Origin of the sequence: Kitasatospora sp. NPDC096128, from assembly GCF_040303105.1 — a bacterium.
GTDB lineage: Bacteria > Actinomycetota > Actinomycetes > Streptomycetales > Streptomycetaceae > Kitasatospora.
On sequence record NZ_JBEOSP010000017.1, the window covers coordinates 145235 to 168364 of the forward strand.

A 23130-nucleotide genomic window follows, 5' to 3' on the forward strand; every position below is an offset into this window, starting at 1 on the left:
CCCTGGAGGTCCAGGTCGCCCCGGATGGTGACGGCGATGTCCGGCCCGAGCTCGAAGCGGAAGCCCGGTACCCACCGGGCACCGACGGCCGGCCCCTCCTCAGCTGCGGGGCGATCAGCACAGGTCAGCCGACGACGAGTTTCACCCTCCGGGAGTCGGCGGCGGCCGACGGGGTGGAGCCGATGTTGGAGACGGTGGCGATGGCGATGGCGTCGGCGCCGGCGATCCAGTTGACGGTCTTGGACTGGACGAGCAGTTGCCGCTGCTGGACGGTGCCGTCGCAGACGATGTCGGTGTCCGGGGTGCGGCTGGAGCCGAAGGCCTTGGACGAGGAGTCCTCCGGGTCCTGCTGTTCCACCGAGACGGTGAGCGAACGGGCCTCGTCGGCGACCGAGCAGAGATAGCTGACGGAGACCCGGGCCCTACTGGGGATCTTCGGGTCGATCACCACGTCACCGAGGGTGACGTCGATGCCGGCCGAATCCTTGGCCGGCGCCGGGGCCGGGCCGACGGCCTGGGCCGGGGCGGCTAGGCCGGTGAGGGCCGAGGTCAGTACCGTCAGGACGATCCACCGCTGCACTGCAACCTCCGGGGGTGTGGGACGTGGTGCGGCCGACGCTAACCGCCGCTCCGCCCGCCCGCGCGCCGAGTCGTCCGATCGTCGTACGGACGGCCCGACGGCGGCGTCCCCCTTGCTTACCGGCGGGTGACGGGTGGGCAATGCCCCCGAAACACCCGACCCGCAGGCTGAGCTGCATGGCAGCAACCCCCACCGCGCCGGAACCGGCGGCACTGCCGGGGCCGGCGCACCCCACCGGACCGCCGGGACCGCTCACCGGCTTCACCGTCGGTGTCGCCGCCGCACGCCGCCGCGAGGAGCTCACCGCCCTGCCCACCCGGCGCGGCGCCCAGGTGGTCGAGGCCCCGGTGCTGCGCATCCTGCCGCTCGCCGACGACCTCGACCTGCGCAAGGCCCCACCCCCGATTCCGCCACCATTGCGGGGGTGAATTCGCGCGCGCCCCGGATCCACCCTGGCTCCCCTTCGGACCGGGCCGCCGGAATCCGGCCACCGGCGGGCTCGTGTCGGTCCGATGAAGATCGCCACCGGTGCGACACCCGAAAGTCGTAAAGCGATCGGAAGTGAACGGAAACGAACGGGAGCTGACATTCGTTCAGCTGACAGTCCGTCAACCTGGCGATCCCACAATGCGGTCACCCGGCACCCCGATGAACTATGGGCTTCATCACAGGAAAACATTGAACCCGGGCCCGACGGGCGGCCCGCCGCTCACCACATCAGGCCGCAGCGACCGGATCCAGCCCCTGGTGGGCCGATGATCGACAGGCCATGAAGATCGAATCCACAACCGGAGCACTGGTTAACAATTGAACCACATTGACCCGCGTCTTTGATCATATTAGTCTTGCTTCCTGTTTGGGGGCCTGCTTTGTGATCTAAGTATCGCGAGACTTCCGGGGGGGCAGCGATGGATCAGCAACGAGCCAATCTTCTAGAACCTCAACTCTTACGAAGCCATTCGGACCGGCGAAGACTGCCGCCGATGGCACCGCGGAAGACCAAATCATCGCTCCGCGTACTCGTCGTGGAAAGCGATGCGAAAGCCGCCGGAACACTCGTACAGGAGATGCGCCGGCAGGGACATCAGGCCGAAAGCGTGGACACCGGCACCAAGGCCCTCCACCAACACCGGAACGCCGACCTGATACTGATGGACCCGGACCTGCCCGACCTGGACGGCATCGAGGTCTGCCGGGCCATCCGCTCCGTCTGCAACACCGCGATCATCGTCGTCACCACCCGCGACAGCGCGCTCGAACGGGTCCTCGGCCTCCAGGCCGGGTCCGACGACTACGTCGCCAAGCCCTACTGCTTCCCCGAGCTGCTGGCCCGGATCGACGCCGTGATGCGCCGGGTCCACTCCCAGGGGCCCGCCGCCGGGGACATCGTCATCGACCCGTTGAGCATCATGCTGAGCACCCGGGAGGTCCGCCTCGGCGACCGGCGCATCGACGTCACCCGCAAGGAGTTCGACCTGCTGTACCTGCTCGCCTCCCAGCCCGAGCGGATCATCTCCCGCAGGCAGATCATGACCCAGGTCTGGGACGACTCCCGCTCCCAGCCGGGCCGCACGATCGACACCCACGTCAGCAGCCTGCGCAGCAAGCTCGGTTCCAGCACCTGGATCACCACGGTCCGCGGTGTCGGCTTCCGCCTGGGGCAACGGGGCCCCCTGTAGGAAGCGCCCCGCACCGCGGCAACCTCGTGGGTGGCCGGCCACCGCTCAGGCCGCCGTTCGCCAACTCGGCCGGGGACCGGCCGCCCACGAGGTTGCCGCCTTGCGCCGGGCCTCGGCCGGGGACCACTTCGCATCGACGCGCCGCAGCTCCGTCGCACCGGCGGCCTGCGCGCCCGCCCGGCCGTAGCAGCGGGCCAGCACGGCCGTCAGGGCCGCCAGTTCCTCCGCGTCCAGGACGCCCCGGACGATCCGCCAGGTCTGCTCCGGCGGCGCCTCCGTCGGATCCTCGGGCGCGTTCGGCCCGTACGGGTCCTGCGCCGTGTTGTCCGCTCCCATCGCGATGGACTCCTCCCCTTGACCGGTCGCTCGTCGGGTTCGCCGGGGCCGACGGTCAGGCAGAGGGCCCATCGGGGGCCGGGCCCTCTGTCATCGCGTCGAACTCCGCCCGCCGCGCCGAGGGGAGAACCGTGACCGGTCTCGCCGGGGTGGGCGGGGGCGGGTCAGGCCGGGTCGATCGACAACGGGTTGCGGAAGACGTTCCGCGGGTCGTAGGCCCGCTTCACCCGCTGCAACCTCGGATAGTTGTCCTTGTAGTACAAGGTCGACCACGGCACGCCGCTGGTGTTGTACTTCGGGTCCCGGGAGTCCACGTCCGGGTAGTTGATGTACAGGCCGTCCTGCTGGTCGTTGGGCACCGGGTAGCCGCCGGTCGAGGCGTGGACGCCCTCGCGCACCCCCCGGATCCAGTCCACCTCGGACTGGTCCCGCGCCGCGTCCGGCCAGTTGGACGCGTACCAGATCTTCAGGATCGAGTCCCGCTGGGCCATCGCGGTGTCCGCGGAGCCGACCGTGTTGATCTTCCCGCCGTACGCGGCCAGGTAGACCAGGCCCCCACCGGTGTGGGTGGGGTCCGTGAGGCTGCGGTAGAGCGCGCTCACCTGGGTCTGGGTGAACGGCTTGCGCATGTAGCCGCCCATGGACTTGTGGCGGGTCCAGTTCGCGTACGTGACCGACGGGGTCAGCGCGAAGTCGAGCCAGGCCAGGTCCTGGCTGTCGACCTTCGGGGTGGCGGACACCCCGGCCGACAGCGCGGCGATGTAGGCGTCCAGCAGGCTCTTGGTGTTCGGCAGCGTGTTGTCCATCGTGATGTCCAACTGGACGATGGTCGCCATCGAGGAGAACAGCTGGAACGAGCTGTGCATCATCGCGTACGGCGAGTCCGCCGAGCTGTTGGCCGCGTGCCAGGCCCCGTGGTTCATCACCAACCGGGTGAAGTTGGCCTCGGTCAGCTCGGACCACTGCCAGGTCACCATGGTCTTCAGGACCCGCGCCGGCGGCTTGGGCAGCAGCCCGGACGGATCGGTGCCGGTGGCGCCCGGCGTCCGGAACCAGTACTTCGTCACGATCCCGAAGTTGCCGCCGCCACCGCCGGTGTGCGCCCACCACAGGTCGTGGTTGGGGTCGTCCGGCCGACGGGTGGCCACCACGACCCGCGCGTCGCCCTCGCAGCCCGGCACCACGACCTCGACCGCGTACAGGTGGTCGACGGAGAGGCCGAAGCGGCGGGACAGCGGACCGTAGCCGCCCCCGGCGACATGGCCGCCGGCGCCGACCTCCGGGCAGACACCGCCCGGCAGCACGACCCCCCAGCCCTGGTACAGCGCCGCGTACACCTGGCCCAGCGTCGCACCGGACTCGACCGCGAAGGCGTTCATGTCCGGGTCGAAATAGACCCGGTTCATTTCCTTGGTGTCGACCAGCAGACGGAAATCAGGATTGTCGACCAGGTCCTCGAAACAGTGCCCGCCGCTGCGGACGGTGATGCGCTGCTTCTTGCCGACCGCCTGGTCCACCGCTTTCTTCACCTGGTCCGCGGAATGCACCAGCCAGATTTCGTCGGGCGTGGCGACGAAGCGGGTGTTGTAACCGCGCGAGGCCAATGCCGCGTACTGGATGTCACCCGGCCGGACGATCACCGCGGGCGCCGGCGGCGGCGCCACGTGCCGGCTCCCGGCCGCGAAGGCCGGCGTCGCCGCACCGGACAGGCCCACGACGGCACCTGTCGCGGCCGCCGCGGAGCCTATGAATCCGCGTCTCGAAACCATGTCGAACCTCTAACTGTCTGGAGGGCGTACGAACCCCCGGGGGCAGCCGTTGCGGGCTCCCCCGGGGTCAGCCTCAGCCAAGCAGTCGACGAGCGGTGTCGTCATGCAGTTGACGCGGATCTGTCCTTGGGTGATCCGAAAGTTAGCAATGAGGGGTGTGGGCCTGATGCGACGGACCCTCAGGAACCGTACGGGTGAACGGCCTTGGCGTCCCGGAGCGCCCGCGCCCACCAGGTCACCTGGTCGAGCAGGGTCTTGGCCGCGGTGGCCGGCCCCTCCGGGTTGCGGAGCTTGCCGTCGGCGTCGAACTGCTCCCACGGCCCGTGGAAGCTCACGGTGTCCCGGGTGGTGACGGCGTGCAGCTCCGCGAAGACCAGCCGCAGGTGCTCCACCGCCCGCAGACCGCCGGAGAGCCCGCCGTAGGACACGAAGGCGACCGGCTTCGCGTGGAACTGCGAGTTGTGCCAGTCGATGGCGTTCTTCAGCGCCGCCGGGTAGCTGTGGTTGTACTCCGGGGTCACCACGACGAACGCGTCGGCGGCGTCCAGCCGCGGCGTCAGACCGCCGAGGGCGCCGATGACCGAGGCGGACGGCGAGGCCGACGGGGCGTCCGGGCCGAGTGCCACCTCGGCCAGGTCCACCAGGTCCACCTCGACGTCGTCGCGGCGTTCGGCCTCGCCCACGAACCAGTTGGCCACGGTCGGGCCGAAGCGCCCCTCTCGGACGCTGCCGATGATGACGGCCAGCTTCAGTCGGTTGTCGGACACGCGGTGTGCTCCTCGGGGCGGTGGTGGGATGGGGTGGGTCAGGCCGTCCGGGCGGCGCCCGCCGCGGCCTGGAGCGCGGCGAACAGCGCGCTCTCGGACTGGGAACCGGTCAACGGCGGGACGCCGTCGATCAGGAAGACCGGGATGGCCGTGATGCCGCGCCGGCGCACCAGGTCGAGCCGGGCCTGCAGCAGCTCGGGGGCGGGGGCGGCGCCGTCCCCGTCGGTCCGGACGCCGACCTCGGCCGCCAGGGCGGCGAGCGTGGCGGCGTCGCCGATGTGCAGTCCGTCGGTGAAGTGCGCCCGGAACAGGCGCTCCACCATCTGCTCGGCCCGGCCCTGGGCGGCGGCCAGCGCGATCAGCCGGTGGGCCTCGAACGTGCCGGTCGCCACCGCCCGTTCGTAGTGGAGGTCCAGGCCGTCCTGGACCGCGGCCGCGGCGAGCTGGGTGATCCCGGCCACCGCCTGGGGGCCGAAGGTCCGCTCCAGCACCTCCAGCAGCGGTGCCCCCACCGTCCCCGCCCCGGGGGCGAGTTCGAAGGGGAGGAAGTCCACCTCCACCGCGACGCCGGTGGCGCGCAGGCGCTCGGCCGCCCGGGCGAAGCGGGTGTAGCCGAGGTAGGAGTGCACGCAGATCACGTCCAGGACGATCTCCGCCCGCACGGTGGTGCGCTGCGCCTGCTGGGTCATTGCTGCTGCCTTCCGGCTGTCGGTCTGCTGCTCGTGAGCTGGGGTTTCGTGAGCTGGCGTTTCGTGAGCTGGGGTTACCTGATCCGGGGACTCGTGGACGTCGTGGTCACCGGGCGTCCGCCCGGAGGGTTCAGGCCTTCTCCGGTGCCGGAACCGCCGGTTCGGCGGCCTTCGCCCCGGGGACCGGCGAACTCCGCAGCGGGATCTCCCGGATGAAGCACGCGGCCACGATCCCGGTCGCGGTGATCGCCGCGCTGATCAGGAAGACCAGGTTCATGCCGGAGGTGACCGCGTTCGCGTACACCGCGCGGGCCGCCGCCGGGAGCCCGGCGACGTCCAGCTGCGCCGACCCGGCCGGGATGCCCGCCGCCGCGCCGCCCTGCTCGCTCAGACTGTCCTGGAGCCGCTGGGCGAAGAGCGAGCCCATCACCGCGACGCCGATGGAACCGCCCACGGTGCGGGAGAGCGTCACGGTGGAGGAGGCGACGCCCATGTCCTTCAACTGGACGCTCTCCATCGCGATCAGCATCGCGGTCTGCATCAGACAGCCCATGCCCGCCCCGAACACCGCCATGTACGGCACCGACAGCAGCTTCGGGGTGCCCGGGTCCATCTGGGCCATCAGCAGCAGTCCCAGCGGGAGCAGGACGCTGCCGGCCACGATGAACAGCTTGTACCGGCCGGTCTTGGTGATGACCTGCCCCACGACCAGGTTGATGCCCATCATGGCGCCGAACACGGGCAGCAGCAGCAGTCCGGAGGAGGTGGCCGAGGTCCCCTGGGCGGCCTGCTGGAACAGCGGCAGGAAGGTCATCCCGACGAACATCCCGATCCCGGCCAGAAAGCCGATCACGGTGCCCAGCGAGAAGTTGCCGTTCCGGAAGATCTGCAACGGCAGCACCGGCTCGACCGCCGTGCGCTCCACCTGGAGGAAGGCGACCCCGGCCACCAGGGCCAGCGCGATCAGGCCGAGGATCATCGGCGAGTCCCAGGTGTAGCGGTGCCCGCCCCAGCTGGTGACCAGCACGATCGTCGCGATGGCGACGGTCAGCAGCACGGCGCCCGGGTAGTCCGCCCGGGCCGGGGAGCGCCGCTTCGGCAGCCGGATCCCGATGATCACCACGACCAGGGCGAGCACGCTCAGCGGCAGGTTGAGCCAGAAGCCCCAGCGCCAGCCGAGGTGGTCGGTGATCAGGCCGCCGGCCAGCGGCCCGGAGACCATGGCCAGGCCCATCACGCTGGAGAACAGGCCCTGGGCCTTGCCGCGCTCCCGGCTCGGCACCAGGTCGGCCATGATCGCGTAGGAGCCGACCATCAGACCGCCGCCGCCGAGCCCCTGGACGGCGCGGAACGCGATCAGCTGGCCCATCGACTGGGACGAGCCGGCCAGTGCCGAACCGATCAGGAAGACGACGATCGCCGCGATGAAGACGCCCTTGCGGCCGTACATGTCGCTCAGCTTGCCCCAGATGGGCGTCGAGGTCGCGGTCGCGAGCGAGTAGGCGGTGACGACCCAGGAGAGGTCGGCCAGTCCGCCCAGCTGCCGGACGATGGTCGGCATCGCGGCGGAGAGGATGAGGTTGTCGAGCGTCGCGAGGAGCATCGCGATCAGCAGGGCGATCAGGGAGACCCAGAGACCTCGCGGTTGGGGTAACGGTCCTTGGGGCTCCGCCGTCACGTGGTCCTGGGACATCGCCCTCTCGCCTTCTGTCGTCGATCGGCAGGCCGGCACCTGGCGTCCGATTGCCGTGACGCCGCCTCACGAGCTTCTCTGACGCCACATCAATCGGGCAAATCCGTCCGCGAGTTGGACTCAATCATGCTGACCGGGAGGGTTCGCCGTCAAGGAGTACCCGATCATCCCCGCGCCCCCGGACCGCGAGGTGGCGCGGCATGCTCCGTCGACGATCGACGCACCTCGTCGAGCAGTTCCGCCTGCCGGAGCGTGTCCCGGCCGGGGGCCGAACCCGCCCGCACGGCGACGACGAACGCCTCGACCGTCGCGGCGACCTGGTCGCACGGCTCCAGCCGGATCTCCTCGCTGTCCAGGCCCCGGTGGAGCCCGATCACCGGGACCTGGTCGGCCGGCGGGGTGAAGGCCCGGTCGACGGTGATCCGGCCCCGGCTGCCCCACAGCTCGTACGCCGAACGGTAGGCGTGGTCCATGCCGAAGGTGAGCTGGGCGGTGGCCCCGGTGGGGGTGCGCAGCAGGACGGCCCCGGCGGTCTCGACCTCCCGGCCCCGCCCGGTGGTGAGTTGGGCGCCGACGACCTCCGACTCCGGTCCCAGGAAGTGCAGGGCGCCGCGCAGCGGGTAGACGCCGATGTCCGCGAGCGCCCCGCCGCCGAGCTCCGCGCTGTACCGGATGTCGCCGTCCGGCGGCGCGGGGATCGCGAAGACCCCGTGGAAGGAGCGGAGTTCGCCGATCGCGCCGTCGGCGACCAGCCGCCGGACGGCCTCGTGCCGGGTGTGGTGGACGAACATCACGTTCTCCATCAGCGCCAGGCCGAGGCCCCCGGCCTTCGCCAGGAGTCGCTCCGTCCGCTCCCGGTCGGTGCTGAGCGGCTTCTCGGCGAGCACGTGCTTGCCCGCGTCCAGCGCCGCGTCCACCCACTCGGCGTGCAGCGCCGCCGGCAGCGGCACGTAGACGGCGTCCACCCCGTCCAGTTGGAGGAGTTCGGCGTAGCCGTGCACCGGCTCGCAGCCGAAGCGCTTCGCCGCCGCCTCGGCCTTGTCCCGGTCGCGGCTGGCGACGGCGGCGATCTCCAGGTCGGGGCAGTCCTCGAAGGCGGGGAGCATCCGGCGGAGCGCGATGTCCGCGCAGCCGATCACCCCGATCCGGATCGGGGCGCTCATCGGGACCGCACCCCCGCGGCCTCCAGGCAGGCCAGCAGGGTGCGGGCCTGGACGTTGATGAAGTGGCTGTGCCGGACCAGCGAGGTGAGCTGCGCCGGGGTGGCCCAGGCGTAGCCGGGCGGCGGGTCCAGCGGGGCGGTCCGCTCGTCGGCCTCGACGATCAGGTAGCGGCTCTCCGCGTTGAGGAAGCGCCCGCCCTCCTCCGAGTGCACGGCCTCGTAGCGGATCCGGTCCGCGCCGCTCGCCAGGACCTCGTCCAGGAAGGGCGGGCGGTCCCGCTCCGCCAGGTGGGCGTAGTTGGTGGGCGTGTACTGGACGGTGGGGCCCAGCTCGACGGTGTCCAGGAAGCCGCCCTCGACCCGGGCATGCACCAGCAGGTGCGGCACGCCGTCGAACTCCCGGAGCAGGAAGGCCGCGACGCCCAGGCCGACCGGTTCGAACAGGGGCTGGGTCCAGCCGGTCACCTCGCGGTTGCCGGCCGTCACGTTCACCGCGACGACCTTGAAGTACCGGCCGGCCTCGTGCTCGATCACGGTCTCGCCGCGCTTCCAGCCGGGGATGCCGTCCAGCGGGACGCACTCGGCCCGGACGGCGTGCCGGGAGCGCTGCTCGGTGATCCAGGAGTGCAGCTCGATGTCCGACCACAGCGCGCCCGCGCCGGTGTCCGGATAGGGCAGGCAGGAGAGCACCGTCCGGGAGTCCATGTTGACGACGTTGTCCGCGCGCAGCAGTTCGTTGATCTGGCCGAGGGTGAGCCAGCAGAAGTCGTCCAGCAGCGGCACCTCGCCGACCGCCTCGACCAGCATGTTCCGGTTGGACTTGCGGTAGAACCACGAGCCGTGCTCGGACTGCAGCACGTCGGCGATGACCCGGCCGCGGCCGGGGCCGACGAAGTACTCGATGTACTTGACGTCCCCGCCCTGGTGGGCCTTGGTGTAGTTGCTGCGGGTGGCCTGGACGGTGGGCGAGAGCTGGAGCAGGTTCGGGTTGCCCGGCTCCATCTTGGCCTGCATCAGGAAGTGCAGCACCCCGTCGAACTCCTTGACGAGGATGCCCAGGATGCCCACCTCGGGCTGCTTGATGATGGGCTGGTGCCACTGGACGTACGGGCCGTCGCCGTACGGCTCGGCCTCCTCCGTGACCTTGAGGCCCTCGACGGTGAAGAACCGGCCGCTGCGGTGGACGAGGTTGCCGGTGGCCTCCTCGAAGGACCAGCCGACCAGGTCGGCGAACGGGATGCGGTCCACCCGGAAGGTGTTGGCCCGGCCGCGCTCCGCCAGCCAGTCGCGGAAGTCCTCGGTGCGCAGGTGCGCGCCCTCGGCGGCGCCGGCCGACCGGGCGATCCGGGCGGACAGCTCAGCGTCCTCGCGCGGCTGCACCGCGCTGTCGGCCGCGCTGTCGGCCGCGCTGGGTCGGTCGGTCTGGGACGGCATCAGAGTTCCCCCTGTTCCTGGGTGGTGAGTTCGGAGGTCGGGTAGGTCATGGCCCTGCTCGCTCCTGTCGGATCGGTCGGGTCGGGCCCGGGTCGGCCGGGTCCGCCGGGTCGGGACCGGGTCGGCCGGGTCAGACCCGGGTGCCGGTGCCGGCGGTGAAGTTGTCGAGGATCCGGCGGTAGTAGTCGGGGCCGAAGCCCATCCGCTCGACCTGGGGCACCAGGGCGCGCAGCTTCTCGATCGAGATGTCGTGCTGGCGGCCCGCGTACTGGTACACCCGCTCGGCGGTCAGGCCGAGGCTGTGCTGGAGGTGGTCGACGATCTCCTCGACCGGGATGGCCGCCCCGGAGGCCACGTTGACCGTCTCGGCCCGCAGGTCCAGCGCGAGCAGCCGGTCGACCACGGTGACCACGTCGGTGACGTCGATGAGGTCGCGCGCGGCGCCGCGCTGGATGCGGATCGTGCCTTCGCGCAGCTGCCGCAGCAGCGTCGGGAGCAGCTGGTGCTCCGGCTGGTCCGGCCCCACGAGGTGGCCGAGCCGCAGGATCAGGTGGTCGGCGCCGGTGTCGCGCAGCAGCCCTTCGAGCGCGAGCTTGTGCGCTCCGTAGGGCGTGCAGGGCGTCACCGGGCCGTCCTCCCGGCCGGGGCCCTCGGCCAGGCCGTACATCCCGGTGGCCGCGGTCGAGAAGAACATCAGCCGCAGGCCCTCGGCCGCGCAGCGGCGCGCGGTGCGCCGCAGCAGTTCGGCCTCCCTGGCGAAGTCGGCGGCGGAGGTTCCGCTCGCCCAGGAGACGCCGGCCGCGAGGGCGACGGTGTCCGGGTAGCTGTCGGCCAGCGGACGCAGATTCCGTGCCAGGAATCCGGTTCCCACGATTTCCATGCGCCGTCCTGTACTCCTCGGAGGGGGTGGCCGGGGGTGGTCAACTGCGGGTGGCCAGGAACTCCTTGATCGAGGAGGTCATGTAGTCGAGCATCTCGTCGGTGAGCGCCGGGTAGACGCCGATCCAGAAGGTCTGCTCGGTGATGATGTCGCTGTTGGTGAGCTCGCCGACGACCCGGTGCGGCTGGTCGATGTAGGCCGGGTGGCGGGTGAGGTTGCCGGCGAACAGCCGCCGGGTGCCGATCTTGCGCTCCTCCAGGTAGTCGACCAGCTCGGCGCGCTTGAAGGGGGCCTCGGGGTCGACGGTGATCACGAAGCCGAACCAGCTCGGGTCGGAGCGGGGCGTGGCCTCGGGCAGCAGCAGGCCCGGTGCGCCGTCCAGGCCCTCGCGCAGCCGCCGCCAGTTGTTCTTGCGGGCCTCGATGAAGCCGTCCAGCTTGTCGAGCTGGGTCAGCCCGAGGGCGGCCTGGATGTCGGTGGCCTTCAGGTTGTAACCGACGTGCGAGAAGATGTACTTGTGGTCGTAGCCGGCCGGCAGGGTGCCCATCTGGTACTGGAAGCGCTTGAGGCACTTGTCGTTCTCGCCGGGCTCGCACCAGCAGTCCCGGCCCCAGTCGCGCAGTGACTCCACGATCCGGGCCAGCGCCAGGTTCGAGGTGAGCACGCAGCCGCCCTCGCCCATCGTGAGGTGGTGTGCGGGGTAGAAGCTGACGGTGGTCATGTCACCGAAGGTGCCGGTGAGTTGGCCGTCGTAGGTGGAGCCGACCGCGTCGCAGTTGTCCTCGATGAGGAACAGGTCGTGGTCGGTGGCGAGCTGGGCGATCTCGGCGACCTCGAAGGGGTTGCCGAGGGCGTGCGCGAGGATGATCCCGCGGGTCTTGGGGCCGATCGCCAGCGCGACCCGCTCGGCGGTCGCGTTGTAGGTGGTCAGGTCGACGTCGACGAAGACCGGGATCAGGCCGTTCTGCAGGATCGGGTTGACGGTGGTCGGGAAGCCCGCGGCGACGGTGATCACCTCGTCGCCGGGCTTGAGCCGGCGGTCCTCCAGCAGGTGGGAGGTCAGCGCCGAGACGGCCAGCAGGTTCGCCGAGGAGCCCGAGTTGGTCAGGTGGGCCTTGCGTCGCTTGAGCCTGCGGGCGAAGGCCGACTCGAACTTCCGGGAGCTGCGGCCGGCGGCGATCCGCATGGTCAGGGCGGCCTCCACCAGGGCCACCCGGTCCGCCTCGTCGAGCACCGCCCCGGACGGCCAGATCTCGGTGGTGCCGGGCACGAACTCCCCGCTGGGCTCGGTCTCCTGGTGGTAGCGGCGGACCTCGTCCAGGACCAGTTCCTTGCGATCGGTCATCGTCAGTTCCTCCGGTCGAGTGGCGGCGTCGCGGCGCCGAGCAGGTGGAGCAGTGAGTCGTCGAGAGTGCGCCGCGGCTGCCAGTCCAGGAGCTTGCGCGCCCGGGTGACGTCCATCTGCTGCCACTCCACGTCGGTGCGGCGCGGTCCCTGGTCGCCGGGGTCGACCACCGGGACCTCCAGTCCGCTGAGGGTGATCATCCGGTCGATCAGCCCGCCCATCGGGACGGCCTCGCCCCGGCCGATGTTGATCACCCGGCCGGGCACGTCCGCCCCCGTGGCGGTGGCCGCGGCCACGATGGCGTCCACCGCGTCGCGCACGTCCACCACATCGCGGCGGGCGGTCAGCGGCGGCAGCCGCAGTTCGGCCGGCCGCTCCCCCCGGGAGGCGGCGAGCGCGGCCTCGCCGAGGTGCGCGGCGACCATGCCGAAGAGGCTGCCGCGCGGGGCTCCGGCGCCGACGGCGTTGGCGAGCCGGAGCACCACCGTGTCCACGCCCCGGTCCCGGGCGGCCCGCAGGGCCTGCTCGGTGCCGAGGAGCTTGGTGCGCCCGTACGGCGTGACCGGGGCCGGCGGCTGCTCCTCAGGGGTGCCGGCGCCCGGCGTGCCCGCCCCGTACTCGTGGACGGTGCCGAGCTGGATCAGCCGTACCGGGCGGGGCAGGGCGGCGATCGCCTCGGCGACCCGGCCGACCAGGTCGCCGTTGCCGCGGGCCATCTCGGCCTCGTCGGCCCCCCAGACCCGGCCGGCCGCGTTGACCACCACGTCGGCCCGGAGCGAGCCGAGCAGGTCGGCGAGCTCGGCCGGCCCGGTCTCCAGCAGGTCCAGCCGCAGCGGGCGCACCTCCGGGTCCGGGTCCTGAACGGCGCTGCGGGAGACCGGGTGCACCCGGGCCCCGGCCGCGCCGAACGCGGCGGTGATGTGGGGGCCCAGGTACCCGGTGGCGCCCAGGACGACGACCGAGAGCCCGGCCGCCGTCGCCTCGTCAGTTCGTGCCACGGCTCGCCCCGTACTTGACGGCCTTCCACCAGTCCGGGTTGTCCCGGTACCAGGCCACGGTGGCGGCCAGTCCGTCCTCGAAGGCGATCCTCGGGGCGTAGCCCAGCTCCTCGCGGATCTTGCTGTCGTCGATCGAGTAGCGCAGGTCGTGCCCCTTGCGGTCCTCGACGTAGCGGAGCATCTCGCGGCCCGCGCCGTGCAGTTCGAGCAGGCGCTCGGTGATGGCGAGGTTGGTCCGCTCGTTTCCGCCGCCGACGTTGTAGATCTCGCCGACCCGGCCGTGGTCGAGCACCAGGTGGATGGCGCGGCAGTGGTCGTCCACGTGCAGCCACTCCCGGATGTTTCGGCCGTCCCCGTACAGCGGGACCTGCTTGCCCTCCAGGAGGTTGGTGATGAACAGCGGGAAGAGCTTCTCGGGGTGCTGGTACGGTCCGTAGTTGTTGGAGCAGCGGGTGACCGAGAGGTTCAGCCCGTAGGTGCGCCAGTAGGCCCGGGCGACCAGGTCGGAGCTCGCCTTGGAGGCCGCGTACGGGGAGTTGGGCTCCAGCGGCCGCTGCTCCGTCCAGGAGCCCTCGGCGATCGAGCCGTACACCTCGTCGGTGGAGACGTGCACGACCCGCCCGACGCCGCTGTCCTTGGCGGCCTCGAGCAGCGTCTGGGTGCCCAGCACGTTGGTCCGGAAGAACTCGCCCGGGCCCTCCAGGGAGCGGTCCACGTGGGTCTCGGCCGCGAAGTGGACGAGGGCGTCGTGGCCGGGCATCAGCTCGCGCAGCAGGTCGCGGTCGCAGATGTCGCCGCGGACGAAGACCAGGCGGGGGTGCGAGGCCGGCAGGTTCTCCCGGTTGCCGGCGTAGGTGAGCTTGTCCAGGGCGGTGACCTGGGCGTCCTCCCAGCCCGCGTACTCGTTCGCGAGGAGGCTGCGGACGAAGTGCGAGCCGATGAAGCCCGCAGCTCCGGTGACCAGGATCCTCATGCCGAAACCTCCACTCGGGTGTGGTCTCCGATGACCAGGCGGTAGTGGTCGGCACCACGGTCGGTGGTGCCGACGGAGGCGGAGCGCCCGAGCAGGGAGCTGCGCAGGCCGCGGACGCCGGCGACCGAGGCCCCGTCCAGGGCGATGGAGTCCTCCAGTTCGCTGCCCGTCACCAGGCAGTCGCGGCCGATGGCGGTGTTCGGACCGACGGTGCTGTCCTCGACGACCGTGCCGGCGCCGATGATCACCGGACCCTGGATCCGCGAGCGCACCACGCGGGCCCCCGGCCCGAGGACCACCGCGCCGGTCAGCACGCTGGCGCCGTCGACCTCGCCCTCGACGGCGGGCCGCAGGTCCGCGAGCATGTGCCGGTTGCAGGCCAGCACGTCCTCGACGTTGCCGGTGTCCTTCCAGTACCCGTCGTACTGGCTGGCCCGGACGTCGGCGCCCGCGGTGACCAGCCACTGGATGGCGTCGGTGATCTCCAGCTCGCCGCGGGCGCTGGGCTCGATCGCGGCCACCGCCTCGTGGATGGCCGGGGTGAAGAAGTAGACGCCGATCAGGGCGAGGTCGCTGCGCGGCTGCTGCGGCTTCTCGACCAGGCGCTGCACCTCGCCGTTCGGCCCCAGCTCGGCGACCCCGAAGGACCGCGGGTCGCGGACCTTGTAGACCACGACCTGGGCGGCGGGGCGCTGCGCGGCGAAGTCCTCGGCGATGCCGACGATCCCCTCGGGCAGCATGTTGTCGCCGAGGTACATCACGAAGTCCTCGTCGCCGAGGAAGTCCCGGGCGAGGGTGACGGTGTGGGCCAGGCCGAGCGGCTCGGCCTGCGGGATGTAGGTGAGGCGCACGCCGAACCGGGATCCGTCGCCGAGCGCGGCGGAGATCTCGGGGGCGCGGTTGCCGACGATGACGGCGATCTCGGTCACACCCAGGTCCCGGATGTTCTTCAGGACGTGCTCCAGCACCGGGGTGTTGGCGATGGGTATGAGCTGTTTCGGCATGGAGTAGCTGAACGGTCGCAAGCGGGTGCCGGACCCGCCCGACAACACGAGCGCCTTCATCAGAGGTCCTCTCGACTCATGTGAGCTGTTCCAGTGCGGCCACGAGCTGCGCGGGCTGCGGCATTGCGGAGATCTCGTGGGAGAGCTCCTGCGCGTGCTTGCGGTAGGCGGGCTGCGCCAGCAGATCCTGACAGGCCGCCGCGATGCCGTCGGAGGTGTCCTGGCCGGGCAGCAGGGTGACGGCGGCCCCGTAGTCCGCGATGCGACGGGCCGGAGTCTCCAGGACGGCTCCCTTGGGGATGAGCAGTTGGGGCACGCCGGCGTTGAGTCCGGTGAGGGTGCTGACGCCGCCGGCGTGGTGGACGAGCAGGTCGCAGGTGGGCGCGACGACGTCCAGCGGCACCCAGCCGGCCCGCAGCTCCGCGTCCGGCAGTTCGGCGCGCAGCGAGGCGGCCACCTCCTCGGGCGCGGCGACGATCAGTTCGACGTCCCAGGCGGCCATGCTGTCGGCGAGGTCGCGCAGGAAGGCGTAGTTCTTGTCGTAGCTCTCCTTGGCGACCCGGCTGCCCGAGGTCACGCAGACCCGGGGCCGCTCGCCCTTGGTGTACATCCAGGGTTCGAGCCGGCGCTGCCGGTTCGCCGGGATGTACCGCATCGCCCGGGCCGGGGCCGCGTGCGCGGGGCGCAGGCTGGGCGGGCAGATGTCGATGAACAGGTCCGGGTCGGGCAGCCGGTCCAGGCCGAGTTCGGCCAGTTCGGGCCGCAGTTCCGCGTCGGCGCCGGGGTGGATGCCGTCGGCGTCGATGGCGTCCCAGGTCTGCCGGACGTGGGGGACGCCGAGGTGGGCGGCGAGCAGCGGGGCGACGTAGGACATGGTGCCGCCGACCACGACGTCCGGGCGCCAGTCCCTGGTCAGTTCCAGCATGCCGGCCAGGCTCGCGGCCGCCATCCTGGCGAACCAGCGGCCGGTGAACAGCGCCTGGCCGACCGGGTCCGCGGGGATCGCCTCGGGCCGGCCGTTGCGGTCGGTGGTGATGAAGTGCTTGATCGGCAGCTCGGTGGTCGGCAGTCCGGGCAGGCCGGCCTCCACGACGACCGGCATCATGTCCGCGTTGGCGGCCATGAAGACCTGGTGTCCGGCGTTGCGCGCGGCGGTGGCCAGCGGGGCCAGCGCGAACACCGTCGCCGGGCTGCCGGCGGCCACGAAAAGTATCCTCACGCTCTCTCCTTGTCGGATCGCGCCACCGGCTCAGACCGCGCTGAACTCGGGCAGCAGGCCGGCCTCGACGGCCTCGGCCACGGTGGGGGCCCGCAGGTCCTTCGCCGAGATCACGGGCTCCTCCGGGCAGTCCCAGGGCAGGTCGAGGAACGGGTCCAGGGGGTTGATGTCGATCTGCGTCCCGGGCACGTAGGCACTGGAGTTGACGTAACAGATGCAGGCGTCGTCGGTGAGCGCGAGGAAGCCGTGGCCGACGCCCTCGGGCAGGTAGAGGGAGCGGCCCTCGGCGGCGTCCAGGGCGGTCACCTGGTGCTTGCCGAAGGTCGGCGAGCCGACCCGCAGGTCGACGACGATGTCCCGCAGCACCCCCCGGACACAGGTGACCAGCTTCACCTGGCCCGGTGGGATGGTCACGCTGTGGATGCCGCGCAGGGTGTGGCGTTTCGACACCGAGTAGTTGATCTGCTCGGCCCGGAAGGGGATCCCGCTGGCCTTCTCCAGGTCGTCGCGCCGGACCGACTCGTAGAACACGCCCCGTTCGTCGGGGATGTGGTCCGGGGTGATCAGGAACGTGCCGGGGATGGTCATTTCCTCGATGCGCACGGGTGTACTCACCTCTCTCCGGATCGGCCGGCTCCTGCCGTGCGGGCCGGAGCCGGCCGATCCGGGGGTAGCTGTTCCAGGGCCAGTTGTTCCAGGTCCACGGCGACCCGGGCGGGCGGGGGCATCCGGTGGATCTCCGCGGCCAGTTCGCGCGCGGCCGCGCGGTACCCGGGGTTCGACAGCAGTTCCTCCAGCGCCCCGCCGACCACCGCGGGGTCGTCCTGCTGGGCGGCCTCCTGGAAGGTGAGGCCGACCCCGACCGCGGTGAGCCGGTCGCCCATGGCGAAGTGGTCGGTCAACTGGGGCAGGGTCAGCTGCGGCAGTCCGAAGTAGCTGCCGGACATCGCGGTGCCGGAGCCGCCGTGGTGGACCATCACGTCGGCGCTGCCGAGCAGCAGTTGCAGCGGCAGCGGGTCGATCATGCGCACCTGCGCGGGTACCTCGCCGATCTGCGCCCGGTGCTCCGCGCCGACGGTGGCGACGATCTCCGTGTCGGGGACGGCCGCGAGCGCGTGCAGGAGCCGGCGGGTGAACGGCGCGCCGTTCAGTTCCAGGGTGTTGCCGAGCGAGACCGCCACCCGCCGCGGCCCGCCCGGCGCCCGCCGCTCCCACAGCCAGTCGGGCTGCCGGCCGCTGCCGCTGAACGGCAGGTAGCGGATCGGCACGCCCTGCTCCACGCCCGGCACCTGGAGGCTCGGCGGGCACGGGTCGATGAGCAGGTCGGGGTCGGGCAGCGCGGGCACCCCGAGGCTGTCGCACAGCTCCTGGAGGTCCGGCCGGATCGACCGGCGGGCCACCCCCGAGATCTCGTCGACGCTCCAGCGGTGGTGGACCACGGGGACGTCCAGCACCGCGCCCATGATCAGGGAGCAGTACTCCAGCGGGTCGGCGATGATCAGCTCCGGGCGGTACGCCTCGGCGTACTCCAGGTAGCGGGCGAACACGGCCTTCGCGTGGAACATCCACAGCCGGCCGTAGCCGCCGAGCACCTCCCGGGCCGGGCGCGGCCGCACCTGGAGCGGCCGCTCCTCCTGCCCCAGGCCGTCGAGCAGCATGCCGTCGCAGTTGAACAGCTCCCCCACGGTCACCGTGGTCTGGCCGCCGGCCCGCACCGAGCGCAGTACGTCCGGCTGGCCGAGCACCATCACCTCGTGGCCGGCCGCCCGCAGGGCCCAGGCCAGCGGGACGAGCGGCAGGAAGTGGTTCGCGATCGGGGTGGAGACGATGAGCACACGCATGGCAGGGCGTCCTCTCGACGCGCAGGTGCCGCGTCAGGTCGGCACGTCGGTCCCGGGTGGTGGCGGGCGTCGGCCCGGAGGGGCGTCAGCCGCGGTGCTGCTCGGTCAGCCGCTCCAGGACCGGGACGATGTCCTTCGGCGCCGGGGCGGACAGCATGTCCTCGTACAGGCCGCGGGCGCCGTCCTGGAAGGAGGGCTCCTCGATCAGCCGGACCAGCTGCTTGGCCATGTCGGCCACGTCCAGCCCCTCCGGATCGACCACCAGTCCGGCGCCCCGGTCGACCACGTAGCGGGCGGTGACCATCTCGTCCCACATCGGCAGCGGCACCACGAGCTGCGGCACCTGGAAGGCCACCGCCGAGGCGAAGGTGCCGCCGCCGCCGTGGTGGATGACCGCGGAGCTGGTCGGCATGACCTGGTTGAGCGGGATGTACTCCAGGGTGCGGACGTTGTCCGGCACGGGGCCCACGGTGGCCAGCTGGTCGCTGTTCAGGGTGGCGATCAGTTCGAGGTCCAGGTCGGCCACCGAGTCGAAGAGCTCGCGCATCGGGAAGCCGCTGTACTTGCCGTAGATGTTGCGCCGGCTCATGCCCAGGGTCAGCACCGCGCGGGGCCGCTCCGGCCGCTTGTGCAGCCAGGACGGGAACTCGCCCGCGCCGGTGTACGGGACCCGGCGGACCGGGACGTAGGTCAGGTCGAGCGGCTGGCGCATCCGGGACTGGGTCAGGTCCAGGCTGAACTGGCCGAGCAGCATCTCGTCGCTGAACTCCAGGCCGTGGGCCTCCAGGAGCGGGCGCATCCACGCCTCCAGCGGGTCCTCGGTCAGGGTCAGCCGCGGGTCCTCGTCCGGCTTCTGGGGGATCGGGTTCGCCAGCTCCGCCTTCGTCCGCTCGTGGATGATCCCGATGTTGTCGGTGCCCCACAGCAGACGGGCGTGGGCGGCGCCGCAGGCCTTGGCGGCGATCGGGGCGGGCAGCACCAGCGGGTCCCAGAGGACCAGGTCGGGGCGCCAGTCACGGGCGAACTGCACCAGGTTGTCGACGATCGGGCGGCGGCCGTCCTCGGTCAGCTTGGTGGGGTAGTGCAGGTTGAGCATCCCCGCGACGAAGAACCGGGCCAGCCGCCAGGTGTCCGGGTCGTCGTCCTTCGGGTCGAAGGCCAGGGTCGGGCGGTCCGGCTTGATCTCGCCGGTGTGCCGGCCGAGGGCGTCGGGCAGCTCCTCCTTGCGGCCGAGCCGCAGCGCGGTGAGGCCGGCCTTGGTGATGTTGTTGATCACGTCCGGGTCGACGACACCCTCGTGGGCTGCCACCACCACTTCGTGCCCGGCGGCCTGCAGCGCCCAGGCGAGCGGCACGACCGGGTAGAGGTGGGCCGAGGCCGGGAAGACGGTGAACAGGACACGCATCGATGAGCTCCATTCAGACGGTGCAGCCGAGTTCGGCCGGCGGTGGGGGTGGATCAGACGTCGGTGCGGGGCCGCCGTCGGACCCCGGTGAGCGCGACGAGCGAGCCGGCGGCTCCGACGGCGGTGATGAGCAGCAGCGCGGGCCGGTACCGGCCGTGGTCGCCGACCAGCGCGGCGACGGCGGGCAGCACCAGCACGGCGCCGAGTTGGACGGCGGTCTGGTAGAGCGGGACGGCCAGCCGCTTCTCCGCGGCCGGGATGCCCGACGTGGCCTGGATGTTGAGGGCCGCGAAGGAGAGCACGAAGCCCGCGCCGACCAGCAGCATGGTCGGCAGCACCCCGGTGAGGTACGAGTCCGGCGTGCCCCGCCACAGGTAGAGGGCGTCGCCGAGGGTCGCCGAGAGCAGGCCGGCCACGATCAGCCGGTCGGTGCCGACGCGTCCCACCAGCTGCCCGGAGAAGGGCAGCGAGAGCGCCAGCGGTACGCAGGCGGGCAGGTAGGCCAGCGCCGTCCGCCAGGAGTCCCAGCCCAGTCGGTCGTGCAGCTGGAAGGTGACCAGGAGCAGCAGGCCCAGGTAGGCGCCGTTGAGCGAGGCCGCGCACAGGGCGGACCGCAGCAGCGCGCCGTTGCGCAGCAGCAGTCCCGGCCGCAGCCGCGGGCCGCCGCCCGCGGACTCCGGGCCCGCGGGCTCCCGGTCGGCGGGGATCAGCCGCAGGGCGAAGACCAGCAGCACCAGCGCCACCGGCGCCGAGCAGACGACGCTCCAGCGCCAGGTCAGCCCGGTGAGCAGCCCGGAGCAGAGCAGGCCCGCGGTGAAGCCGACCGCCCCGAACAGGGAGTAGACCGATACCGCCCGCCGGTGCTCGGGCCCCTCCCGGAAGGTGGTGCCGATGATCGCCAGACCGGTGGGGGCGGTCAGCGCGGCGCACATCCCCTTGACCACGCGGGTGAGGACCAGCAGCAGCCCCTGGTCCGCGAGTCCGCCCGCCAGCGAGGCGGCGACGAAGACCACCAGGGCGGCGAGGTAGACCCGGCGCCGGCCCCAGCGGGCGGTGACGGACGGGCCGAGCAGCAGCAGGGCGGCGAAGCCGAGCGCGAAGCCGCTCATCACCCACTGGGTGTTCCACAGCGACAGGCCGAGGTCGTCCCGGACGGCCGGCGTCGCCACCAGCAGGACGGACACCTCCAGCGCGTCGATGAGCATGTTCCCGGCCAGGACGAACAGCAGGGCCCGCTGCCGGGGCGGCCGGCCGGTGGCGGCGGTGGCGGAGTCGACGGGGAGGGTGGTCATCAGCCGAGCAGGGTGCCGCCGCTGGCGTCGAGGTAGGAGCCGGTGATCCAGCGGGCGTCACCGCTCGCCAGGAAGGCCACCACATCGGCGACGTCGGAGGTCTGCGCGACCCGGTTGAACACCGACAGCCGCGCCATCTGCGCCACCGCCTCCGGGTTGTCGAAGATCGGGGTGCCGTTGTCGGTGATGCCGGGGCCGACGCTGTTCACGGTGATGTTGCGCGGGCCCAGGTGCTTGGCGAAGTGCAGGGTGAGCTGGTCGATCGCGCCCTTGGTCATCGCGTACGCCACCTCCTGCGGGTTGGCGACCCTGGTCAGCCCGGAGGAGATGTTGACGATCCGGCCGCCGTCGGGGATCAGGCCCAGCGCCCGCTGGATGATGAAGAACGGCGCCCTGGCGTTGACCGCGAAGAGCCGGTCGAACTGCTCGGGGGTGACGTCCTCGGGGGCGACCCCGCCCATGATCCCGGCGTTGTTGACCAGGATGTCGAGCGTCGTCGCGCCGGTGCGCTCCTTGAGGCCGCGCTCCACCGCGAGGAAGAGCTCGTGGACGTCGCCGCGGACGCCCAGTTCGGCCTGCACGGCGAAGGCCCGGCCGCCGTCCTTCTCGATCGTCGCCACGGTCTCCTCGGCGGCTTCGAGGTTGTCCGAGCAGTGCACCGCGACCAGCGCGCCCTCGCGTGCCAGCCGCAGCGCGATCGCCCGTCCGATGCCCCGGCTGGAGCCGGTGACGAGTGCGGTCCTGGCGTTGAGCTTGCCCATGGTGGTGTCCCTTCTGTACGTGGTCCGGCGGTGCTCCGGGCGGGGGTGGTCCGAGTGGGGACGGTCCGCGTGGGGTCGGTCCGGGTGGGGGTTCTCGGTGCGGGGGCTCCTGGTGCCGGGGTGGTCCGGGCGGGGGCGGTCGGAGCGGGGGCGGTCGAGGCCGCTGATCATGCCGGCGAGGTGGCGGCGGGCCGGGCCGGTCGCCAGCAGCTCCCGGAAGACCGCCCGCAGCGCGTCCATGTCCGGCCCGCCGAACATCAGTTGGGCCTGCGCCTCGATGTTGCCGAGCACCCGGGCGCCCACCGGGTGGCGCTCGGCGTGGTACGTGTCGAGCAGTTCGCCGTCCGCGCGGCCGGTGGCGTACGCGGCGAGCTTCCAGCCGAGATCGGCCGCGTCCTGCAGCCCGAGGTTCAACGCCTGGCCGCCGACCGGCAGTTGGACGTGGGCGGCGTCCCCGGCCAGGAACACCCGGCCCTGCCGGTACCGGGTGGCCTGCCGGCGGGCGTTGTGGAAGGCGTTCACCCAGACCGGCTCGGCGCCGTCCAGCGACTCGCCGGTGACCCGGGCCCAGACCCGGGCGACTTCGGCGAACTCCACCGGCGGGCCGTCGGGTTCGGGCACCCGGCCGAACTCGTGCACCATGATCCGGGTGATCCCGCCGGGCCCCCGGCGGGCGTTGGCGACCCCCTCGGCGTTCCGTTCGAAGCGGCGGTCCGGGATGTCGACGCCCGCGAGGTCGGCGCGCAGCAGCTCCTTGGTGGGGGGCGCTCCGGCCAGCTCGAACCCGGCCAGCCGGCGCACCGTGCTCTGCTCGCCGTCGCAGCCGACCAGGTGGGCGGCGCTCAGCCGCCGCCGTACGCCGTCCGGCCCGGTGGCCGCGACGAGCACCCGGTCGGGGTCGGTGACCAGGCCCGTCACGGTGTGCCCGCGCCGGACCTCGGCGCCGAGCCCGGTGGCCCACTCCTGGAGCACCGCCTCGATCAGGGTCTGCGGCGCCTTCCACTGCCCCGCGTACGGGCTGTCGCCCGCGAGGGCCAGGTCGAGCGGGATGCCGCCGAAGTGGCCGGGGCCGGCGTCCGGCGGCGGGCCCAGGCGGTCGAGCAGACCTCGGTCGTGGAGGATCTCCATCGTCCGGGCGTGCAGGACCGAGGCCCGGGACTCGGTGGTGGGCCGGGTCAGCTTCTCCAGGACGACCACCCGCGCACCGCCGGTGCGCAGTTCACCGGCGAGCAGCAGCCCGACCGGACCGGCGCCCACCACGATCACATCGGTGTCCAGCGCACCGTCGCTCCGGGTGCCCACC

General features: G+C 72.0%; 21 protein-coding genes. 2 read left to right on the forward strand and 19 right to left on the reverse strand.

The annotated features are described in order from the left end of the window. Positions 1–124: 124 nt before the first annotated feature. Positions 125–580, reverse strand: coding sequence for a hypothetical protein (locus tag ABTY61_RS20650; protein ID WP_350506464.1), 456 nt, complete (start codon positions 578–580; stop codon positions 125–127). A gap of 176 nt (positions 581–756) precedes the next feature. Here ABTY61_RS20650 and ABTY61_RS20655 point away from each other — a divergent pair, with 176 nt between their 5' ends. Both ABTY61_RS20655 and ABTY61_RS20660 read left to right on the forward strand, forming a co-directional pair. Next, positions 757–1008, forward strand: coding sequence for a hypothetical protein (locus ABTY61_RS20655; protein ID WP_502895380.1), 252 nt, complete (start codon positions 757–759; stop codon positions 1006–1008). A 555-nt stretch (positions 1009–1563) separates the two neighbouring features. Then, a complete protein-coding gene (locus ABTY61_RS20660; RefSeq protein WP_350506465.1) occupies positions 1564–2259 on the forward strand; it encodes a response regulator transcription factor in 696 nt (231 codons plus the stop codon). Positions 2260–2304: 45 nt separating this feature from the next. Here ABTY61_RS20660 and ABTY61_RS20665 read toward each other — a convergent pair whose 3' ends face one another. The 18 genes from ABTY61_RS20665 to ABTY61_RS20750 form a co-directional block, all read right to left on the reverse strand. Then, positions 2305–2595: an acyl-CoA carboxylase epsilon subunit gene (locus tag ABTY61_RS20665; RefSeq protein ID WP_350506466.1), complete on the reverse strand. Its 291-nt coding sequence runs from the start codon at positions 2593–2595 to the stop codon at positions 2305–2307. Positions 2596–2759: 164 nt separating this feature from the next. Next, positions 2760–4310 (reverse strand): FAD-binding oxidoreductase, encoded by a 1551-nt coding sequence (locus tag ABTY61_RS20670; protein ID WP_350506467.1) that lies wholly within the window; start codon positions 4308–4310, stop codon positions 2760–2762. 233 nt (positions 4311–4543) lie between these two features. Continuing rightward, a complete protein-coding gene (locus ABTY61_RS20675) occupies positions 4544–5131 on the reverse strand; it encodes an NADPH-dependent FMN reductase (RefSeq protein WP_350506468.1) in 588 nt (195 codons plus the stop codon). Between the two features lie 38 nt (positions 5132–5169). After that, positions 5170–5820 carry a DsbA family oxidoreductase gene (locus ABTY61_RS20680; protein WP_350506469.1) on the reverse strand — a complete coding sequence of 217 codons (651 nt, stop codon included), beginning with the start codon at positions 5818–5820 and terminating at the stop codon, positions 5170–5172. A gap of 130 nt (positions 5821–5950) precedes the next feature. Further along, positions 5951–7513, reverse strand: coding sequence for an MDR family MFS transporter (locus ABTY61_RS20685; RefSeq protein ID WP_350506470.1), 1563 nt, complete (start codon positions 7511–7513; stop codon positions 5951–5953). 164 nt (positions 7514–7677) lie between these two features. Next, positions 7678–8676, reverse strand: a complete 999-nt coding sequence (locus tag ABTY61_RS20690) for a Gfo/Idh/MocA family protein (RefSeq protein ID WP_350506471.1) — start codon at positions 8674–8676, stop codon at positions 7678–7680. Further along, positions 8673–10109: an NDP-hexose 2,3-dehydratase family protein gene (locus tag ABTY61_RS20695; protein ID WP_350506472.1), complete on the reverse strand. Its 1437-nt coding sequence runs from the start codon at positions 10107–10109 to the stop codon at positions 8673–8675. The genes ABTY61_RS20690 and ABTY61_RS20695 overlap by 4 nt, the downstream gene beginning before the upstream one ends. Before the next feature lie 130 nt (positions 10110–10239). Beyond that, positions 10240–10989: an NAD-dependent epimerase/dehydratase family protein gene (locus tag ABTY61_RS20700; RefSeq protein WP_350506473.1), complete on the reverse strand. Its 750-nt coding sequence runs from the start codon at positions 10987–10989 to the stop codon at positions 10240–10242. Between the two features lie 40 nt (positions 10990–11029). Further along, the gene (gene rfbH / locus ABTY61_RS20705) at positions 11030–12334 is read right to left on the reverse strand and encodes a lipopolysaccharide biosynthesis protein RfbH (RefSeq protein ID WP_350506474.1); all 1305 of its coding nucleotides are present in this window, start codon (positions 12332–12334) and stop codon (positions 11030–11032) included. A 2-nt stretch (positions 12335–12336) separates the two neighbouring features. Then, complete coding sequence (locus ABTY61_RS20710; RefSeq protein ID WP_350506475.1) at positions 12337–13332, reverse strand: NAD-dependent epimerase/dehydratase family protein; 996 nt, start codon at positions 13330–13332, stop codon at positions 12337–12339. Continuing rightward, on the reverse strand, positions 13319–14305 hold the full coding sequence (rfbB, locus tag ABTY61_RS20715) for a dTDP-glucose 4,6-dehydratase (protein ID WP_350506476.1): 987 nt from the start codon (positions 14303–14305) through the stop codon (positions 13319–13321). Before rfbB ends, ABTY61_RS20710 begins: the two co-directional genes overlap by 14 nt. Continuing rightward, positions 14302–15369, reverse strand: coding sequence for a glucose-1-phosphate thymidylyltransferase (locus tag ABTY61_RS20720; protein ID WP_350506477.1), 1068 nt, complete (start codon positions 15367–15369; stop codon positions 14302–14304). The genes rfbB and ABTY61_RS20720 overlap by 4 nt, the downstream gene beginning before the upstream one ends. 16 nt (positions 15370–15385) lie before the next feature. Further along, complete coding sequence (locus ABTY61_RS20725; protein WP_350506478.1) at positions 15386–16528, reverse strand: nucleotide disphospho-sugar-binding domain-containing protein; 1143 nt, start codon at positions 16526–16528, stop codon at positions 15386–15388. A 30-nt stretch (positions 16529–16558) separates the two neighbouring features. Next, positions 16559–17131 carry a dTDP-4-dehydrorhamnose 3,5-epimerase family protein gene (locus ABTY61_RS20730; protein ID WP_350506479.1) on the reverse strand — a complete coding sequence of 191 codons (573 nt, stop codon included), beginning with the start codon at positions 17129–17131 and terminating at the stop codon, positions 16559–16561. Positions 17132–17139: 8 nt separating this feature from the next. Further along, complete coding sequence (locus ABTY61_RS20735; protein WP_350506480.1) at positions 17140–18369, reverse strand: nucleotide disphospho-sugar-binding domain-containing protein; 1230 nt, start codon at positions 18367–18369, stop codon at positions 17140–17142. A gap of 85 nt (positions 18370–18454) precedes the next feature. Next, on the reverse strand, positions 18455–19774 hold the full coding sequence (locus tag ABTY61_RS20740; RefSeq protein ID WP_350506481.1) for a nucleotide disphospho-sugar-binding domain-containing protein: 1320 nt from the start codon (positions 19772–19774) through the stop codon (positions 18455–18457). A gap of 53 nt (positions 19775–19827) precedes the next feature. Further along, positions 19828–21066 (reverse strand): MFS transporter, encoded by a 1239-nt coding sequence (locus tag ABTY61_RS20745; RefSeq protein ID WP_350506482.1) that lies wholly within the window; start codon positions 21064–21066, stop codon positions 19828–19830. After that, on the reverse strand, positions 21066–23129 hold the full coding sequence (locus ABTY61_RS20750) for an SDR family oxidoreductase (RefSeq protein ID WP_350506483.1): 2064 nt from the start codon (positions 23127–23129) through the stop codon (positions 21066–21068). Before ABTY61_RS20750 ends, ABTY61_RS20745 begins: the two co-directional genes overlap by 1 nt. Position 23130 lies beyond the last annotated feature (1 nt).

What these genes read in the sequence shown, in the direction of transcription:
- ABTY61_RS20655 (WP_502895380.1), top strand. Translation starts at nt 757, where the DNA reads ATGGCAGCAACCCCCACCGCGCCGGAACCGGCGGCACTGCCGGGGCCG.
- ABTY61_RS20660 (WP_350506465.1), top strand. Translation starts at nt 1,564, where the DNA reads ATGGCACCGCGGAAGACCAAATCATCGCTCCGCGTACTCGTCGTGGAA.
- ABTY61_RS20665 (WP_350506466.1), bottom strand. Translation starts at nt 2,595, where the DNA reads ATGGGAGCGGACAACACGGCGCAGGACCCGTACGGGCCGAACGCGCCC.
- ABTY61_RS20680 (WP_350506469.1), bottom strand. Translation starts at nt 5,820, where the DNA reads ATGACCCAGCAGGCGCAGCGCACCACCGTGCGGGCGGAGATCGTCCTG.
- ABTY61_RS20685 (WP_350506470.1), bottom strand. Translation starts at nt 7,513, where the DNA reads ATGTCCCAGGACCACGTGACGGCGGAGCCCCAAGGACCGTTACCCCAA.
- ABTY61_RS20690 (WP_350506471.1), bottom strand. Translation starts at nt 8,676, where the DNA reads ATGAGCGCCCCGATCCGGATCGGGGTGATCGGCTGCGCGGACATCGCG.
- ABTY61_RS20695 (WP_350506472.1), bottom strand. Translation starts at nt 10,109, where the DNA reads ATGCCGTCCCAGACCGACCGACCCAGCGCGGCCGACAGCGCGGCCGAC.
- ABTY61_RS20700 (WP_350506473.1), bottom strand. Translation starts at nt 10,989, where the DNA reads ATGGAAATCGTGGGAACCGGATTCCTGGCACGGAATCTGCGTCCGCTG.
- rfbH (WP_350506474.1), bottom strand. Translation starts at nt 12,334, where the DNA reads ATGACCGATCGCAAGGAACTGGTCCTGGACGAGGTCCGCCGCTACCAC.
- rfbB (WP_350506476.1), bottom strand. Translation starts at nt 14,305, where the DNA reads ATGAGGATCCTGGTCACCGGAGCTGCGGGCTTCATCGGCTCGCACTTC.
- ABTY61_RS20720 (WP_350506477.1), bottom strand. Translation starts at nt 15,369, where the DNA reads ATGAAGGCGCTCGTGTTGTCGGGCGGGTCCGGCACCCGCTTGCGACCG.
- ABTY61_RS20735 (WP_350506480.1), bottom strand. Translation starts at nt 18,369, where the DNA reads ATGCGTGTGCTCATCGTCTCCACCCCGATCGCGAACCACTTCCTGCCG.
- ABTY61_RS20740 (WP_350506481.1), bottom strand. Translation starts at nt 19,774, where the DNA reads ATGCGTGTCCTGTTCACCGTCTTCCCGGCCTCGGCCCACCTCTACCCG.
- ABTY61_RS20745 (WP_350506482.1), bottom strand. Translation starts at nt 21,066, where the DNA reads ATGACCACCCTCCCCGTCGACTCCGCCACCGCCGCCACCGGCCGGCCG.